Source organism: Pseudomonas sp. RT4P38 (assembly GCF_054897765.1).
Map to the genome: position 1 here is coordinate 3,244,393 of NZ_CM142703.1, position 18,197 is coordinate 3,262,589.

The window sequence follows — 18,197 nt, forward strand, 5'->3', positions numbered from 1 at the left end:
TGTGTTGACCACTGTGTAAAGGAATTGATTCCTCCGAAGGCCCAGGCAAATCCTCGTGAACTTTTACCGGCGCCTGTCGCTCGGAACCTAAGTGAGTTCATTGCGGGGCGGACGATCCTGCGGGATGGCTATCCTGTTACAAGCCACAGACACAAGAGCGTCCATGGGGCGTAAAGGAGAGATGCTCGATGACTGCTGAAAAACCGACAGAGCTGAACTACAACCCTCATATGCCGCTGTCGCAGGCTTTACTGCTACCGCGCATCGCAATCGAAAACACCATGCCGACCCTCGATGGCGGGCAGTTCGCCGTCAAAGCCGTGGTGGGCCAGGATGTGGTGGTGACCAGCAAAGTGTTCGCCGACGGTCACGACAGGTTGGCCGTGCGAGTGCGCTCGCGTGCCGAGGGTGAGGAAACCTGGCAAAGCGAAGTCATGACTGACTTGGGCAATAACGGTTGGCAGGGCCAGTTCCGGGTCGCACGCCAGGGCCGTTATGTGTTTTGCATCGAGGCCTGGATCGATCAGTTCGCCAGTTTCTGTTATGAGCTGGAGAAAAAACACGCGGCCAGGGTGCCGGTCAGTCTGGAATTACAGGAAGGGCGAACGCTGGTCCAGCAAGCCGCCGAACGCATGGAAGGGCTGCTGAGTGAACAACTGGCGGCGCTGCACCATGAATTGTCGGGTCTGCTCGAAACCGAGCAGGTCGAGCTGTTTTTGCACCAACGTAGCGCCGAGATGATGTCGCAGGCCGATCATCGGGCCTATTTGAGCATCAGCCCTGAGTACCCGCTCGACGTCGAACGGGACCTGGCGCAGTTCGCCAGTTGGTATGAATTGTTTCCGCGTTCGATCACTGACGATCCGGCCCGTCATGGCACCTTCAACGATGTGCATTCGCGGCTGCCGATGATCCAGGACATGGGCTTCGATGTGCTGTACTTCCCGCCGATCCACCCGATCGGCCGCAGTTACCGCAAAGGCCCGAACAACGCCCTCACCGCCGGGCCGGACGATCCGGGCAGCCCGTATGCCATCGGCAGCGAAGAGGGTGGGCATGAGGCGATTCATTCCGAGCTGGGCACTCGCGAAGACTTCCGGCGTCTTGTCGCGGCAGCCGCTGACTATGGGCTGGAAATCGCCCTCGACTTCGCGATTCAGTGTTCCCAGGATCACCCGTGGCTGGAGCAGCATCCGGGCTGGTTCAACTGGCGGCCGGACGGCACGATCAAATACGCCGAGAACCCGCCGAAGAAATACCAGGACATCGTCAACGTCGATTTCTATGCCGCCGATGCGATTCCTAGTCTGTGGGTCGAGTTGCGCGACATCGTGGTCGGTTGGGTCGAGGAGGGCGTGAAGCTGTTTCGCGTCGACAACCCTCATACCAAACCTCTGCCGTTCTGGCAGTGGCTGATCGCTGATGTGCGGGCGCTGTACCCCGAGGTGATCTTCCTGGCCGAAGCCTTCACCACCCCGGCGATGATGGCGCGGTTGGGCAAGGTCGGTTACTCCCAGAGCTACACCTACTTCACCTGGCGCAACAACAAGTCCGAACTGGCGACCTACTTCACCGAACTCAACGAGTCGCCGTGGCGTGAATGCTTCCGGCCGAACTTCTTCGTTAACACCCCGGACATCAACCCGGCGTTTTTGCATGAGTCGGGGCGCGCGGGGTTTCTCATCCGCGCGGCGCTGGCAACCATGGGCTCTGGTCTGTGGGGCATGTATTCCGGCTTCGAACTGTGCGAAGCGGCACCGGTGCCGGGCAAGGAGGAATACCTCAGTTCCGAGAAGTACGAAATCCGCCCACGGGACTTCAATGCGCCGGGCAACATCATTGCCGAGATCGCCCAGCTCAACCGTATCCGCCGGCAGAACCCGGCGCTGCAGACGCATCTGGGCTTGAAGGTCTACAACGCGTGGAACGACAACATTCTGTATTTCGGCAAACGCAGCGCGGATGGCAGCAATTTCATTCTGGTGGCCGTCAGCCTTGATCCGCAAAACGTCCAGGAAGCGAATTTCGAATTGCCGCTGTGGGAAATGGGCTTGTCCGACGACGCCAGCACCCAGGGCGAAGACTTGATGAACGGTCATCGCTGGACCTGGCACGGCAAGTACCAGTTCATGCGGATCGACCCGGCGAATCAACCGTTCGGCATTTGGCGAATCACCGTTTAGCACTGATCGTTCCCACGCTCTGCGTGGGAATGCAGCCCGGGACGCTCCGCGTCCCATCCAGAGCCGAACGCGGAGCGTCCGTGGAGGCATTCCCACGCAGAGCGTGGGAACGATCTGGGCCGAGGCGCTTTCCAGTTTTCAACAGGAGCTTCAAATGGCGAAGAAACCCAAGGCTGCCACCTTTATCAAAGACCCGCTCTGGTACAAGGATGCGGTGATCTACCAGGTTCACGTTAAGTCTTTTTTCGACTCCAACAATGACGGGATCGGCGACTTTCCCGGCCTTATCGCCAAACTCGATTACATTGCCGATCTGGGCGTCAACACCATTTGGCTGTTGCCGTTCTATCCCTCGCCACGGCGTGACGACGGCTACGACATTGCCGAATACCGTGGCGTGCATTCTGACTACGGCACCATGGCCGATGCCAAGCGGTTCATCTCGGAAGCCCACAAACGTGGCCTGCGGGTGATTACCGAACTGGTCATCAACCACACCTCTGACCAGCACGCCTGGTTCCAGCGTGCGCGCAAAGCCAAACCTGGCTCGGCGGCACGGGACTTTTATGTCTGGTCCGATGACGATCAAAAATACGACGGCACTCGCATCATCTTTCTCGACACCGAAAAGTCCAACTGGACCTGGGATCCGGTGGCGGGTCAGTACTTCTGGCATCGCTTCTATTCCCACCAGCCCGACCTGAACTTCGATAACCCGCAAGTCATGAAAGCGGTGCTGTCGGTGATGCGCTACTGGCTGGACATGGGCATCGACGGTTTGCGTCTGGACGCCATTCCGTACCTGATCGAACGTGACGGCACCAACAACGAAAACCTTCCCGAGACCCATGATGTCCTCAAGCAGATCCGCGCCGAAATCGACGCCAATTACCCCGACCGCATGCTGCTGGCCGAGGCCAACCAATGGCCGGAAGACACGCAGCTGTACTTCGGCGACACCGACGCCAAAGGCCTGAACGGCGACGAATGCCATATGGCGTTCCACTTTCCGCTGATGCCGCGCATGTACATGGCGTTGGCCCAGGAGGATCGTTTCCCGATCACCGACATCTTGCGCCAGACCCCGGAGATCCCGGCCAACTGTCAGTGGGCAATTTTCCTGCGCAACCACGATGAGCTGACCCTGGAAATGGTCACCGACAAGGAGCGCGATTACCTGTGGAATTACTACGCGGCCGACCGTCGGGCGCGGATCAACCTGGGGATTCGCCGACGTCTGGCACCGTTGATGGAGCGCGATCGTCGTCGTGTGGAACTGCTCAACAGCTTGCTGCTGTCGATGCCTGGCACGCCGACCCTGTATTACGGCGACGAAATCGGCATGGGCGACAACATCTACCTCGGCGACCGTGACGGCGTGCGTACGCCGATGCAATGGTCGATTGACCGTAACGGCGGCTTCTCTCGCGCCGACCCGGCCAGCCTGGTGCTGCCACCGATCATGGACCCGCAATACGGCTACCTGTCGGTCAACGTTGAAACCCAGGCCGGCGACCCGCATTCGCTGTTGAACTGGACTCGACGCATGCTCGCCGTGCGCAAGCAGTCCAAGGCGTTCGGTCGCGGCACGCTGAAAATGCTTTCGCCGAGCAACCGGCGGATTCTGGCCTACACCCGGGAATTCACCGGGGCCGACGGCAAGCACGAGATCATCTTGTGCGTGGCCAACGTGTCCCGTAGCGCACAAGCGGCGGAGCTGGACTTGTCGGCTTACGTCGGCATGGTGCCGGTGGAGATGCTCGGCGGTAACGCCTTCCCGCCGATCGGCCAGTTGAATTTCCTGCTGACCCTGGCGCCTTACGGTTTCTATTGGTTCGTGCTCGCGGCGGAAAACCAGATGCCGAGCTGGCACGTGGAACCGGCGCAAAGCCTGCCGGACTTCACCACGCTGGTGCTGAAGAAACGCATGGAAGAACTGCTCGAAGCGCCGTCCCGCGGCACGCTGGAGCAGGGCATCTTGCCGAGCTGGCTGCAGAATCGCCGCTGGTTTGCCGGCAAGGATGCGGCCATCGAGCAGGTCAACATCGCTTACGGTGTGCGCTTCGGCGATCCGCAACATCCGGTGCTGTTGAGTGAAATCGACGTCACCAGCGGCGGCCAGACCAGTCGCTATCAGTTGCCGTTCGGCTTTATCTCCGAAGATCAGGTCGGTGCCGCATTGCCTCAGCAACTGGCCTTGTCTCGAGTCCGGCGCGTGCGTCAGGTCGGTTTGATCACCGACGCCTTCAGCCTCGACACCTTTGTGCATACGGTCTTGCATAGCATACAAAGTAATTCCGTATTGCCATCCAGCGCGGGCGAGATTCACTTTGAGCCGACGGCGGAACTGGCGAAACTTGGTCTGACCGGGGAATCGGAAGTGCGTTACCTGTCCGCCGAACAGTCCAACAGTTCGGTGGTGATCGGCAACAGCCTGGTGCTGAAACTGATCCGCAAGGTCGCGTCTGGCGTGCACCCGGAACTGGAAATGAGCGCGTACCTGACCAACGCCGGTTTCCGCAATATTTCGCCACTGCTGGGTTCGGTGGTGCGCCGTGATCCGGCGGGCGAGGACAATCTGCTGATGATTGCCCAAGGCTACTTGAGCAATCAGGGCGACGCCTGGGAATGGACCCAGAACAACCTCGAACGGGCACTGCGCGATGAACTGGCCGACGCCATGTCCGAGCAAGAGCAACACTACAACGCCTTGGGCGAACTGAGAGACTTCGCCGGCATGCTCGGTCAGCGTCTCGGTGAAATGCATCAGCTGCTGGCGGCGCCCAGCGACAACCCGGACTTCGCCCCGAAGGTCACCACCCAGAAAGATGCCCTGGCCTGCGCCAAGGACGTGGCGGCGCAACTGGAGCACGCGCTGAAGTTGCTCAAGCAGCATCAAAGCGAATTGGATCCGGCAGACAAAGCCTTGGTCAGTCGTTTACTGGACAACAAAAAAACCATCCTCAGTCATGTTCAGGAGCTGGGTAAAAAAGCCGTCGGTGGTCTGCGGATTCGCGTCCACGGCGATTTGCACTTGGGCCAGGTGCTGGTCATCAAGGGCGACGCTTACCTGATCGACTTCGAAGGCGAGCCGGCGCGGCCGCTGCACGAACGTCGGGGCAAACACAGCCCGTACAAAGATGTCAGTGGCGTATTGCGTTCCTTTGACTACGCTGCGGCGATGGCGATCAATGTGCACAACGTCGATAACACGGCCGATGCCCAAGCCGCCCGTCAACGTGTCGCCGATCGCTATTTAAATGAAGCAAGACAAGCATTTGTCGACGCATATCGGCTGGCGGCAGCTAGTCTTGCTCATGCATGGCAAGATCCGGAAGGCGAGGACGCCGCGCTGGCGTTGTTCGGCCTGGAGAAGGCAGCGTATGAAGTGGCCTATGAGGCAGAAAATCGCCCCACCTGGTTGCCCGTGCCGTTGCACGGTTTGTATGGGTTATTGAGTGGGCTTAAACCCTTTTCCGATCTTGGTGGAGAGTAGTCATGAGTTTCTCGAACAAGGAACAGGGTCACGCTGAAGAAGCGTTGCTGCCCAGATCGCGGGACATCGACGCATTGGTACGCGCCGAACATCAGGACCCCTTTGCAATTCTCGGCCCCCACGGCGATGGTGCCGGTGGGCAATTCATCCGGGCCTATTTACCGGACGCCTTGAGCGTGCAGGTACTGGCCAAGGACTCCGGGGAAGAACTCGGCAACCTTGAGGCGACCCAGACGCCAGGCTTGTTCGTCGGGCATTTCGATCGGGCGCAGCCCTATCTGCTGCGAACCCGCTGGGCCGGCGGCGAACAAGTTTCCGAGGATCCTTACAGCTTCGGCCCGTTACTCGGCGAGATGGACTTGTACCTGTTCGCCGAAGGCAATCACCGCGATCTCAGCGCTTGCCTCGGTGCGCAGCTGAAGACGGTCGATGGGGTCGATGGCGTGCGGTTTGCCGTATGGGCACCGAATGCCAAAAGGGTCTCGGTGGTGGGTGACTTCAACAACTGGGACGGTCGCCGGCACCCGATGCGCCTGCGCCATCCTACCGGCGTATGGGAAATTTTCGTCCCGCGCATGCAAGCGGGGGAAACGTACAAATACGAAATCCTCGGTACCCACGGCATTCTGCCGCTCAAGGCCGACCCGATGGCGCTGGCCACCTCGCTGCCGCCGGATACCGCGTCAAAAGTCGCTTCGCCGCTGAACATCGATTGGCAGGATCAGGAGTGGATGCAATCCCGGGGTGACCGTCATCGGGTGAGTGCGCCGCTGTCGATCTACGAATTGCATGCCGGGTCCTGGCAATGTGAGTTGGACGATTTGGGCGAAGTTGCGCGCCTGTACACCTGGCATGAGTTGGCCGAGCGGCTGATTCCTTACGTGAAGGATCTGGGGTTTACCCACATCGAGCTGATGCCGATCATGGAACATCCGTTCGGCGGATCCTGGGGCTATCAGCTGCTGTCGCAATTCGCCCCGAGCGCCCGCTACGGTACGCCGGATGACTTCGCCGCGTTCGTCAATGCCTGCCACCAGGCTGACATCGGCGTGATCCTCGACTGGGTGCCGGCGCATTTTCCGACCGATACTCATGGCCTGGCGCAATTCGATGGCACCGCGCTGTACGAATACGGCAACCCGCAGGAAGGCTTCCATCAGGACTGGGACACGCTGATCTACAACCTGGGTCGCACCGAAGTGCACGGCTACATGCTGGCCTCGGCGCTGCACTGGCTCAAACATTTCCACGTCGACGGCCTGCGGGTCGATGCCGTGGCATCGATGCTGTATCGAGACTACTCACGCAAGGCTGGCGAATGGGTGCCGAACCGTCACGGCGGCCGGGAAAACCTCGAAGCCATCGACTTCCTGCGCCATCTCAATGACGTGATAGACCTCGAAGCCCCCGGCGCGCTGGTGATCGCCGAAGAATCCACCGCGTGGCCGGGTGTCAGCCAGGGCACGCAACAGGGCGGACTGGGCTTCGACTACAAGTGGAACATGGGCTGGATGCACGATTCACTGCACTACATCCAGCAGGACCCGGTATACCGCGCCCATCACCACAACGAGCTGAGCTTCGGCCTGGTGTATGCCTGGTCCGAGCGCTTTATCCTGCCGATTTCCCACGACGAAGTGGTACACGGTAAGCACTCGCTGATCGACAAGATGCCCGGCGACCGCTGGCAGAAATTCGCCAACCTGCGCGCCTACCTCAGTTTCATGTGGGCGCATCCGGGCAAGAAGCTGTTGTTCATGGGCTGCGAGTTTGGTCAGTGGCGTGAATGGAACCACGATCAGCAACTCGACTGGTACTTGCTGCAGTACTCGGAACACAAAGGTGTGCAGAAACTTGTCGGCGATCTGAATCGGCTGTATCGCGAAGAGCCGGCGCTGCATGATCAGGACGACGCGCCGCAAGGCTTCCAGTGGCTGATCGGTGATGATGCAATCAACAGCGTCTACGCCTTTATGCGCTGGAGCAAGGAGGGCCGACCAGTGCTGGTGGTGGCCAACTTCACCCCGGTGCCGCGCCAGGCCTATCGCATCGGCGTACCGTTTGCCGGGCGTTGGACCGAGCTGATCAATAGCGATGCCGGCACCTATGCCGGTTCGAATTACGGCAACAGCGGCGGGGCGTTTACCGAGGAAGTGCCGAGCCATGGGCAGGAATTGTCGTTGGTGTTGAACTTGCCGCCGCTGGCGGTGTTGATGCTGCGTCCGGAGGGTTGATTTAACACCGCGTCGCCGCCATCACGCGAGCAGGCTCCTGCTTGCGATGTGCGATGACGCGGAGTCAGCTCAACAGGCGAATCGGTTCTCCGACCGACCAGGCTTGAATGTCCTCGATCATCTGCGAGAAGAACTGCTGGTAGTTGTGCTGGCTGACATACCCGATGTGGGGCGTGGCCAGCACATTGTCCAGGGTTCTGAACGGGTGATGAGCGGGCAAGGGTTCCTGCTCGAAGACGTCCAGCGCCGCGCCTGCCAGTCGCTGTTTCTGCAGCGCCTTGATCAACGCCACCTCATCGACAATCGGCCCGCGGGCGGTGTTGACCAGCAGCGCCGTGGGTTTCATCCAGTCCAGCGCTTGGGCGTCGACCAAGCCTCGGCTGCGATCGCTGAGCACCAGATGGACCGACAGCACATCGGCCTGTTCAAACAGCTCCTGCTTGCTGACATAGGTCACGCCGGTTTCGGCCGCGCGCTCGGCGGTGAGGTTTTCGCTCCAGGCGATCACCCGCATACCGAACACCTGACCGAACTGGGCAACGCGAGAGCCAATGCTGCCCAGACCCAGAATCGCCAGAGTCTTGCCATGCAGGTCGCCGCCCAGCCCTTGCTGCCATTTGCCTGCTCGCAGGGCATTGGCTTCGGCCACCAGGTTGCGGGTCGCGGCCATGATCAGTGCCCAGGTCAGTTCCGGGGCGGCGTGCTTGTAACTGTCGGTGCCACAGACCTGGATACCCAGCGCGGTGGCGGCTTTCAGGTCCAAAGCGGCGTTGCGCATGCCGCCGGTGACCAGCAGCTTGAGTTTCGGTAAGCGCCGCAGCAGGTCTTCATCGAACCGGGTACGCTCGCGCATCACGCAGATCACCTCAAACTCACTCAACCGTGCCGCCAGGGTGTCGTTGTCGGCCGGGTAGTCATGGATGAAGTTCACCTGGCCAGTGGCGTCCAGCACCGACCAGTCCACCACGCCACGGGCCACATCCTGCCAGTCATCAATCACCGCAATCTGCACAGCCATCAGCCTTACCTCATCAATGAACGGGGTTGGTTTTGTTCAGCCAGGCGAGCAGGGCCTGGTGGAATTGCGCCGGTTGTTCCATTTGCGGCGCGTGGCCCATGCCGGGGAATTCGACCAGCGTCGACCGGGGAATCAGTTTTGCCACGTTTTTGCCAAGGACGTCGTAATGACCGATTTTCGCCTTGACCTCTGGCGGTGCGATGTCCTTGTTGATGGCCGTGCTGTCAGAGGTGCCGATCAGCAGCAGCGTCGGCACTTTCAGGTCTTTGAATTCGTAGTACACCGGTTGGGTGAAGATCATGTCGTAGATCAGCGCCGAGTTCCACGCCACTTGGGTTTTACCCGGGCCTTTGGCCATGCCCGCGTACATGTCCACCCAGCGGTCAAACTCGGGTTTCCAGCGACCGTCGTAATAGGTGCTGCGCTGGTAGTCGTGGATGCGTTGCGCGGTCACCTTCAGCTCGCGTTCATACCATTGATCCACTGTGAGATACGGCACGCCGAGGGCTTTCCAGTCCTCAAGACCGATAGGGTTGACCAGGGCCAGTTGGTCGACCTGTTCGGGATATTGCAACGCATAGCGGGTGGCAAGCATGCCGCCAGTGGAATGCCCGAGCAGACTGGCCTTCTGGATACCGAGAGCTTTGAGCAGTTGTTGAGTGTTGGCGGCCAGTTGCTGGAAGCTGTACTGATAGTTGTCCGGTTTGCTGGAGGTGCAGAAACCGATCTGGTCCGGGGCGATGACCCGGTAACCGGCTTCGCTCAGGGCCTTGATCGAGGTTTCCCAGGTCGCACCGCAAAAATTCTTGCCGTGCATCAGTACGATACTGCGCCCATTGGCCTTGCCAGACGCGGCAACGTCCATGTAACCCATTTGCAGGGATTTGCCCTGGGACTCAAAGGCGAAATGCTTGACCGTGTAGGGGTACTCGAAACCCTGCAGTTCCTGACCATATTCCGGGCCTTCGGCGTGAGCAATGACGGGCAGTGCAGCGGTCAGCAGCAGACCGGGTAGCCAGCGGGAAAGGGTGAGGGACATGGGGAACTCCGTTGAAAATCGGCCGATGCTGGATCGGCACGATTAGGGCGACATTAAACACAGGCAATCGCGGTGCATGATCGTTCAACCCATCCAGCCCACTGTGGCCAAAGCCAGCACGCCATAACGGGCGGCCTTGGCGAGGGTCACGATGAATAAAAAACGCCCCAGCGGCTCACGCATCACGCCGGCCACCAAGGTCAATGGATCACCGATCACGGGCACCCAACTCAGCAGCAACGACCAATGACCATAGCGCTGATAATGGACTCGGGCTTTTTCCAGATGACGCGGGCTGACCGGAAACCAGCGCCGATCGCGAAACCGCTCGATACCCCGCCCCAGCCACCAGTTCACCAGCGACCCCAGAACATTGCCCAACGTCGCCACGGCGAGCAGCGACCAGAGCCCATACTTGCCGCTGAGCAACAGGCCCACCAACACCGCTTCGGACTGCAAGGGCAGCAGGGTTGCCGCACCGAATGCCGCGAAAAACAGCCCGAAGTACGCACTGAAGATCAATGGGCGGGGTAGTCCGCCACCACCACATCAGTGCCGTCCTTTTTCAGGCCGATCACTTGGTATGCGTCGCTCATGCCGTCCATTTCCATGCCGGGCGAACCCATGGGCATGCCGGGGGCGGCAACGCCCAATAGATCGTCTCGCTTGCTCAAGGCCAACACCTGATCGGCCGGAACATGGCCTTCAACGAATTTCCCGTTGATCAAGCCGGTGTGGCACGACGCCAGACGCGGAGGCACGCCGTGCTGTTGCTTGAATTCGCTCATGTTGGTTTCGACGTGATCGTCGACTTTGAAGCCGTTGGCCTCTAGATGGCTGATCCATTTTTTGCAGCAACCGCAATTGGCATCACGGTGAACTTCGATCGGGATCAGGTCAGCGGCCTGGACCAGGGAGGAAATCAACAGGGCGCTCAGGGCGACCAGACGTAGATGGGTTCGCATGGGGAATCTCGTCTCGAATTGCGGTCAAAAAAAACATTCTGACCCGTTTAGCCAACATCGAGGCAGGAGATTGTTTCGAAGTAATACCGCGGACGCAGAATCATTTGTGGCGAGGGGGCTTGCCCCCTCGCCACAGGAAGCATCGTTTGCTTGAAAGGAAATCAGCGGACCTTGAACCGGCCCATAATCGCGCTCACGCGGCTGTTGGCTTCCAGCAGTTGTTGGGTGTTGAGCTCGCTGGCCTGGCCGCTTTTCACCAGTTCATCGACCATGTGGCGGATCTGCACCATGCTGCGGTTGATCTCTTCCGTCACCGCGCTTTGCTGCTCGGCGGCGGTGGCGATCTGGGTGCTGAGGCTGTTGATATGGCTGACGGAACCGGCCATTTCATCCAGACCCGTGTTGACCCGTGCCGTGGCATCGGCGGCCGATTGGCAGCTGGCCTGGGTGTTTTCCATGGCGCTTACCGACGAACTCACGCCCTGAGTCAGGCGGGTCAGCATTTCGTTGATTTGCGAGGTGCTGGCCTGAGTGCGTGCGGCAAGGGCACGCACTTCATCCGCCACCACCGCAAAACCGCGGCCTTGTTCGCCGGCACGGGCCGCTTCGATGGCAGCGTTGAGTGCCAACAAGTTGGTTTGCCCGGCAATGGCGCCGATCACTCCGAGAATCTCAGTGATGCGTTGCGCGTCCTGCTGCATGCTTTCGACCTTATGAGTGGCGCTGGCCACTTCGTCGATCAGCGCAATCACACTGCTGGACGCTTCGCCCACCACGACCCGCGAACGGTCGGCGTTTTCGTTGGCGCGCTGGGTGAAGGCAGCGGTTTCGGCGGCGTTCTGCGCGACGCTCTCGGCGGTGGAACTCATCTCGGTGATGGCGGTGACGGTCTGATCGGTTTCCGAAGCGTGACGCACCAGAATCTGGCTGGTGTGGGCGGACGTGCGTTGCAGGTTATCCAGGCTGGATGCCATGGCGCCAGTGGCCTGGGTGACTTCGCCAATCATGTTCTGCAAGTAGGCGATGAAGGCGTTGACCGAGTGGCCGATGGCGCCCAGTTCGTCTTCGGCGCGAATGGTGATGCGTTTCGTCAGGTCGGCGTCACCGGCAGACAGTGCGTCGATGTTGGCCTTTAGGGCTTTCATCCGCTGGATCAGTTGGCGAATCGCGTAGATCTGCAACAACACCAGCAGGATCACCATCGGGATTTGAAGCAGGCTCAGCGTGCTGAGCACGTCGTCGCGCTGGGCGGTGATCAGCTTGGTCGGCAAGGCCGTGGCGAGGAACCAGGGTGTGCCTTCAATCGGACGCATGAAGAAAGTATTGGGTTCGCCGTTGTCGTCGAATTCGACACGCTGCGACTGGTCACGGTTTTGCAGGCCGGCCTTCACCTGAGCGGCGAATGGCGAGTTGCCGGCCAATTCACTGATGTTCTTCAGTACGATCGGCCCGCTGATGCGCGAGCTGTTGCTGATGATCTTGCCGTCGGCCTCGACGATCAGCATTTCGGCGCCGAGGTCTTTTTCCTTGCGCGCGATCAGGTCATTGAAGAAGCCCAGGGTCACGTCGATGGTCGAGACACCGTAGGCCGCGCCATTCTTCTGGATTGCCATGGCGCAGTTGGTGCGCGGCTCGGCGCTGGCGTCATCTTTATAAGCAGCTGCCCAGGCGCATTGGCCGCGTGGGGTCTGCATGCCACCCTTGTACCAGGTCTGGTCGTAATAGTTGGGCGCGACATCGCTGTTCCAGTACGTGTTAACGACCAATTTTCCCGAGGCATCGCGGTGCCAGAAGGTGCTGAACTTGTTGCGTCCGGCTTCACGCTGACCGGGCAGTGGCCAGATGCCGCCGCCGAAGACTTTCAATTCACCGTACTGGTCGACTAACCCCGGCAGAACGCTGTCGATGGCCGCACTGTCGAGCAGGGGAATGGTCTGGGTGATGCTGCGCTGTTGCGCCTGAACCTTGTTTAATTCGCCCTGGATTTGCTCGGCGACTTCGGCGATGCGGTTGAGGGCCACTTGTTCTTCGGTGTGGCGCAGCTTGGGTGCGACCAACTGGCTGATGCCGACCACTGTCAGCACGGACAACAGCAGAATGAACAGGACCAGAAATAGCGTGTAACGAGCCTGAATGGTACGGAATGCGGGCATGGGACCGGTCCTTGTGCAGCGTTCTTGTTGTGATTATTGGTATGGAATTTAGGCGCTTTCAGGGCTATCGGCTTGGGAAAGCCGAGCTTTAGGTACGATAGTGCAAGAACGGCGTGAGGTGACGGGTGGCGCGCCGTGAAAGGTGTCGTAGTGGATACACACTAACTAACCAACGTGTACGTAGTACTTGTACAAGGAACGTTTTATGGTCGCCTTACACAGACGTGTGCATCAGGTAGCCCAGTCGGGAGTTCGGTCATGACTATCGGCTATACCGGGGCCTGGACGGCAAAGGCAGGTTTGCTGGTCAAGGAACCCGGATGCGAAATTCAACGCAGGGAAACCGACGCGGTGTTCAGCGTTGCGCGCAACCGGGTAATGACTTTCATCGAAAAGACTCAAGCGGCTGAGCAAGCGCTGTCCTGTGGGGCGTTGCTGCTGAGGGTGTTGCCGTTTTGCTGTAAGTCGTCATGCAACCGTTGCATGTGCGGGCAATGCAGTTCGAGGTGCCGAGGCTCGGCCCCTCGATGAAACAGCGCGAACCACCCTTGACTGTATTGCGTGGGCATCAGCCCGGTGAAGGTGAAACCGAGGGCCGACAAACTGCTTAAATCCTCGGCAAAGTGCCAGGACAGTTCGAGTTTGGCCGAGATCAACCAACGCCTGGGCAGGTGCCGAATTTGATCCAGAAGATGTTTGTTCAAGCGATGAATGAGTATTTCGAACCGTTCATGGTGTTGTTCGATTTGCACAGGCAGAGGGAGGCAAGTCGCCATGCCCTGGTGAGTGCCAAATACTGAACAAAGGTACTGCATGAACGCTCGGCAACTCTCGGGCCATGGGGTATCGGGGAGCGGGCGTTCATGTCCTTCATTCATGTGACAACCCAGCACCATGGTTTCCCGCAACGGTTCAGTGAGTGGCGACGCAATGTAGTCGGGAAGCAAACCAGTGCTATGGAAGCCGATTTTTTCTGCCATGCGTTGAGTGTACGGATGGTGGGTCACTTGCTTGATCGAGAGGCTTTTTAGTTTCAAGGATTCTGAAAGCTCGATGAGTTGCGAGCCAAGAAGCGTCGCGACGTTTTGCCCTTGAGCGGCTGGATGCACCGCCATGAGCGCCAGTTCAGCGGTTAATGAAAGCGCATCGAGGCACAACGCCGCGTGTCCCAGGACGTGCTTGTCGTCCACCGCAACGACGGATTGCCAGCGGCCCTCGGTATTGTGCTGATTGATCATCGTCGGCAAGTAAATATCTGGCCTGGCGTAATGATCGCCGTAGATCTCTCGAAATAACTGGCTCACGGCCTGTGCGTCGGAAGGCTGGTAGCGCCGAAAAATCAATTGGCTCATCACGCGGGCTCCGGCGAGGGGGCGTCATACACGCGTAAGTCCAGGACCCGCGGTTGTTTGCCGGAGCGGGGATGCAGGCTCAGGTCTGTGACTGCGCAGGGCAGGACTCGCAATTCGAGCAGTCCATCGCGACTCAGGTCGTCGATGTCGGGGTACTGGGTGACCAGCGCTTCCTGTAATGCCCGGAGCATTGGCTCGACACTCTGTTGCTGGGGCCCGGGTACCCATTTCACACTCAGAATGTCCTTGTAACCGGTATTTTCGATGAGCAACTGCCATTGGTTACTGTTGGCAATCCGCTCGACGATCTCGCTTATTTCGGCGGGAAACAGCGACATCACACCGACTCGTATCCGCTGGCTGTACGCACTTCGTCCCTTTAAAGCAAATTTACGCCTCGGGGTCGCGCCGGGTTCACGCCAGCAGGCAAGGTCACCCACCGGGTAACGCAGCAAGGGCATGAGCCGACGAGCCAGATTGGTCACTACTAACAGCCCGGTGCGATCGCATTCTTCGATGACTTCGCCGGTGAGTTCATCGACGATTTCCAATAGGGTATGGCGTTCGAACACCCGATGTTCGCCCAATGCACAGTCGCGGTCGGAGGCCCCGATGAGACCGGCGTCCACGCTGGCATAGCCAATCGAAGCGATGCGGGCGTTGGGGAACACTTCGGCGAAGATTGTCAGTTGCGCAGAAAACAGACTTTCTCCTGCATAAAGCAGCGTTTCGACCCCCGACAGCACTTGCCGATGCTGTGCCAGGTACGCGGCGAATCGTAGTAATTGTGCCGGCACTCCGGCCAGAACATTGATTCGATGCCGGGCAATGGCCTCTGCCAGTCCTTCCAGATAGACTTGGCCCGTGAACGGAAATTCACAGATGGATTTCCCGACATGCGCCAATGAGTGATGCGTGAACAGAAAACTGGCGTAAAGGTCTCCGGAAAAAAACAGATTCGCCACCCGGTCGCCGTGGTTCAGTTGAGTTGCGAGGCTTTGACCAAACGTACTGACCATGGCGTGCCATTCGTCTCGGGAGTAAACCGAGAGTTTGCCCTGGCCGGTCGAGCCTCCAGTTTTAAACACCAGAGCATCATCGACAGTGCCTGTCAGGACGGGCCAGCGATGCAGATCATTGCTGTCGGCCCAATAGTCGGTCAAGTTGATCAGTGGTAAATCCGTTAAATCAATACTGTTCAGCGGTAAGTGTTTTAGATGTGTGCGATAGAAGTTGGAGTGTTGCCGTACATAAGGCACAAGTTGCTCAAGCGAATAGGGTGATTTCACTGGGTTCTCGTTTGCTATCAGGCGTCTGGTTAAACAACAAGGTGACGGAATAAACAGTTTATTTTTATTTTCTTTGATCGATGACCAGAGGTGTCTTGCCACTGTGTTTGTTTCGGCTGAACTCATGTTCGGCACACACTTCAATGTCCACTATCAACAACGCGGCACGCACGGCGTTCGCCACTGCTGTGTGTGTCATTAGTTGGTCGTGAACTCGGTCGGCATCAGCACCCACTCGGATCCGCATGCGTTCGACGCCGCTGGCGGTGTGGTCCAGCAGAACTTGAATGGGTAAACCCACAGTTTGTTGCAGCGCGGAAGGCGAAATGAATTCTGTGCCAATTCGCACCAGCTTGCCGTGCCGCTGCAGCAGCTCGAATCGCGGCGAATCCAGTCCACAGGGACAGGCGTCGGGTATCCAGCGACCGGTATCTCCTACCTCATATCGACGTACGGTTTGATCTTGCCGAGCGAGGGAAGTAAAGAGCAGGCGACCCATCTCGTTGTTCTGCACCGGTAAGTCCTGTTCGAGCTGCACGATTTCCAGGTGCTGGATGTCGCTCATCAAGTGAAACACGCCATCCGCTGTTGCCGCGCAGGCATGCCCCAGGGGACCTGCGTCAACGGAGCCATAGAGTGCAGAGCGAATTGTCGTGACCCCACAGTTTGCCATCAGGCGCCGACTGGCCTCTCCTGGATGCTCTCCGCCGAGGAACACTTTGCCAATGCCGGCGTACGCGCGAAGTCGAGCCTGCTCGGTGAAAAACAGGCGATGCAAGGTACTCGGCATGCCGATCAACACGGTGATGCCCCGGTCTACGATCAATTGGGCGATTTCGCTGAAGTCATCCTCCTGGGGCGCCCCCATGGGGAAATGCGTAACGCTCATCTGTTCAAGGATTGTGGAAAAACTGAAGAACCCGCCGTACAGGTTGCCGCCGTAGAACAGGTTCATGACCCGGTCTTGTGACGGATCTAGCCCCGCAGCGAACATGCCATCAGCCGCGGCGCGCATCTCTCGTTGATAAACGCGATAGCTTAAACCGGCCAGGGCCGGGGTCCCGCTGCTACCTCCGGAGCGGAAATACAACTGTGCCCCGCAGCCAATCGGCTGGGCCGTGAAGGTGTCTTTGTCCATGATCGGATCATTGGCGGTGTCGGGGGCGGGTGGAACCGGGTCGAGCGTTGCTCGGCCCGTCGAGACTTCAGGGACAAGACTCACCGAGAGACGGCGACTCAAGCGCGACAGTGCAAAGACACCATCGTGGGGCTCACCGGCGTAGCCGTCATGAATCGACGCGCAAGGCGCAATGCGGGTGACGCCGGCGTTGACCAGTGTTCGAACGACCTCGGGTGTTTCTAGCGGGGTGCACATCAGCGCGCAGCTTTGCAACACCGTACGCCAGGGCAACAGCGTCTCGGCGATCAGGTGCCGGGGTACTGGCTTCAGCACAATCGTACGAAACAGTGGCGACGGTGCGAGCGTTTGATGGTGCTCCCAGATCACACGCCAACCGAGGCCGTTCCAGACATGGCCGGACTGGTTCGTAAAGCAGTGTTCCAGCCGCGCCATGGTCGTGCGGGTTGTGATCTCGCAAGCCTCCGGGTCTGTGGGCTCCAGCGCTGGCCAATGGGCAGCGCGACGTTTGAAGGCTTCGGCCAGACGCTCCCCCAGATCCTTCAGAACTGCCGGATCGTTGCTGTCCACCAACACCCATTGCGGGCTGGAACACGCCTGCTGATCGAAACGACAGACCTCATCCACCAACACATCCATCGTCGAAAGACTCGCCGCGTCGGGCGATAGATAGGCAAAGCTGATCCTGTGCCCCCAGTCGATCCAGCGGCATCCGGCCGGGATTTGCTGTCGAATCGATTTAAGCGCCTTTTCCCCACCCCAGGCTGACACGCCGTCGGCCTGAGCGCAGAGCTGAGGTATGCGAGAGGTGCTCACAGGCAAAACCGCGACGAATTCGGCAAGCCTGCCGCTGATGTCGCAGCGCACAAGGGCGGCCAGCAACTTCGCGGTAAAACCCTCATCACTTGAGCTAGGGCGTAGCCAATTGATGTTACCGGCCAGCAGGCCTTCGATGACTGCGCAGAATGCCAGCATTGGCGCATTGCCCGGTGTGACATGCACCACCAGCCCCAAAGGGTGCCAACTTTCGAAGCGCGGCTGTTGGTAGTCGATACGCCTCAGCGAACGAGGGTGCACGCCCAGTTCCCGCTCCAGCTTTGTGCTCAGATTGTCGGGCTGGCAGAAATCCATAAGTCCCTGACGATGATCGTCTTCGAGGAACAGATCCAGACTGCGAGCCTGTAATTGCGTGGCGAAACGAGCCGCAGAATCGATGACGGTATCGCTGTCGATCGGCGCAGAAAGCAACTGAGGCAATTGTTTCTGAAGGAGGTCGAGGGCGCTTTCCAGGGTAATGTCGTCACGCAATTGGCCATTGATCAAGTACATA

11 protein-coding genes are annotated in these 18,197 nt (G+C 59.1%); 3 read left to right on the forward strand and 8 right to left on the reverse strand.

Annotated elements, in window-relative coordinates; translation table 11 throughout:
* The first annotated feature begins 188 nt into the window (after positions 1-188).
* The 3 genes from ACYZT7_RS15090 (at position 189) to glgB (ending at position 7,913) form a co-directional block, all read left to right on the forward strand.
* Positions 189-2,183: an alpha-1,4-glucan--maltose-1-phosphate maltosyltransferase gene (locus ACYZT7_RS15090; RefSeq protein ID WP_462041649.1), complete on the forward strand. Its 1,995-nt coding sequence runs from the start codon at positions 189-191 to the stop codon at positions 2,181-2,183.
* Positions 2,184-2,337: 154 nt separating this feature from the next.
* Positions 2,338-5,679, forward strand: coding sequence for a maltose alpha-D-glucosyltransferase (gene treS, locus ACYZT7_RS15095; protein ID WP_462041650.1), 3,342 nt, complete (start codon positions 2,338-2,340; stop codon positions 5,677-5,679).
* Between the two features lie 2 nt (positions 5,680-5,681).
* Positions 5,682-7,913, forward strand: coding sequence for a 1,4-alpha-glucan branching protein GlgB (gene glgB, locus ACYZT7_RS15100; RefSeq protein ID WP_462041651.1), 2,232 nt, complete (start codon positions 5,682-5,684; stop codon positions 7,911-7,913).
* 64 nt (positions 7,914-7,977) lie between these two features.
* Here the strand turns inward: glgB and ACYZT7_RS15105 are convergent, their stop codons facing one another.
* The 8 genes from ACYZT7_RS15105 to ACYZT7_RS15140 all read right to left on the reverse strand — a co-directional run bounded on the left by ACYZT7_RS15105 (position 7,978) and on the right by ACYZT7_RS15140 (position 18,196).
* Positions 7,978-8,931, reverse strand: coding sequence for a D-2-hydroxyacid dehydrogenase family protein (locus ACYZT7_RS15105; protein ID WP_462041652.1), 954 nt, complete (start codon positions 8,929-8,931; stop codon positions 7,978-7,980).
* A gap of 13 nt (positions 8,932-8,944) precedes the next feature.
* Entirely contained in the window at positions 8,945-9,970 is a 1,026-nt protein-coding gene (locus ACYZT7_RS15110; RefSeq protein WP_462041653.1) for an alpha/beta fold hydrolase, read from the reverse strand.
* Positions 9,971-10,054: 84 nt separating this feature from the next.
* Entirely contained in the window at positions 10,055-10,489 is a 435-nt protein-coding gene (locus ACYZT7_RS15115; protein ID WP_462041796.1) for a YqaA family protein, read from the reverse strand.
* On the reverse strand, positions 10,489-10,935 hold the full coding sequence (locus ACYZT7_RS15120; protein ID WP_462041654.1) for a DUF411 domain-containing protein: 447 nt from the start codon (positions 10,933-10,935) through the stop codon (positions 10,489-10,491). Before ACYZT7_RS15120 ends, ACYZT7_RS15115 begins: the two co-directional genes overlap by 1 nt.
* A 161-nt stretch (positions 10,936-11,096) precedes the next feature.
* Positions 11,097-13,088, reverse strand: a complete 1,992-nt coding sequence (locus ACYZT7_RS15125; protein WP_462041655.1) for a methyl-accepting chemotaxis protein — start codon at positions 13,086-13,088, stop codon at positions 11,097-11,099.
* A 398-nt stretch (positions 13,089-13,486) separates the two neighbouring features.
* On the reverse strand, positions 13,487-14,440 hold the full coding sequence (locus tag ACYZT7_RS15130; protein WP_462041656.1) for a GNAT family N-acetyltransferase: 954 nt from the start codon (positions 14,438-14,440) through the stop codon (positions 13,487-13,489).
* On the reverse strand, positions 14,440-15,729 hold the full coding sequence (locus tag ACYZT7_RS15135) for a phenylacetate--CoA ligase family protein (protein WP_462041797.1): 1,290 nt from the start codon (positions 15,727-15,729) through the stop codon (positions 14,440-14,442). The genes ACYZT7_RS15130 and ACYZT7_RS15135 overlap by 1 nt, the downstream gene beginning before the upstream one ends.
* Before the next feature lie 64 nt (positions 15,730-15,793).
* Entirely contained in the window at positions 15,794-18,196 is a 2,403-nt protein-coding gene (locus tag ACYZT7_RS15140; protein WP_462041657.1) for an acyl-CoA reductase, read from the reverse strand.
* Position 18,197: the final 1 nt, after the last annotated feature.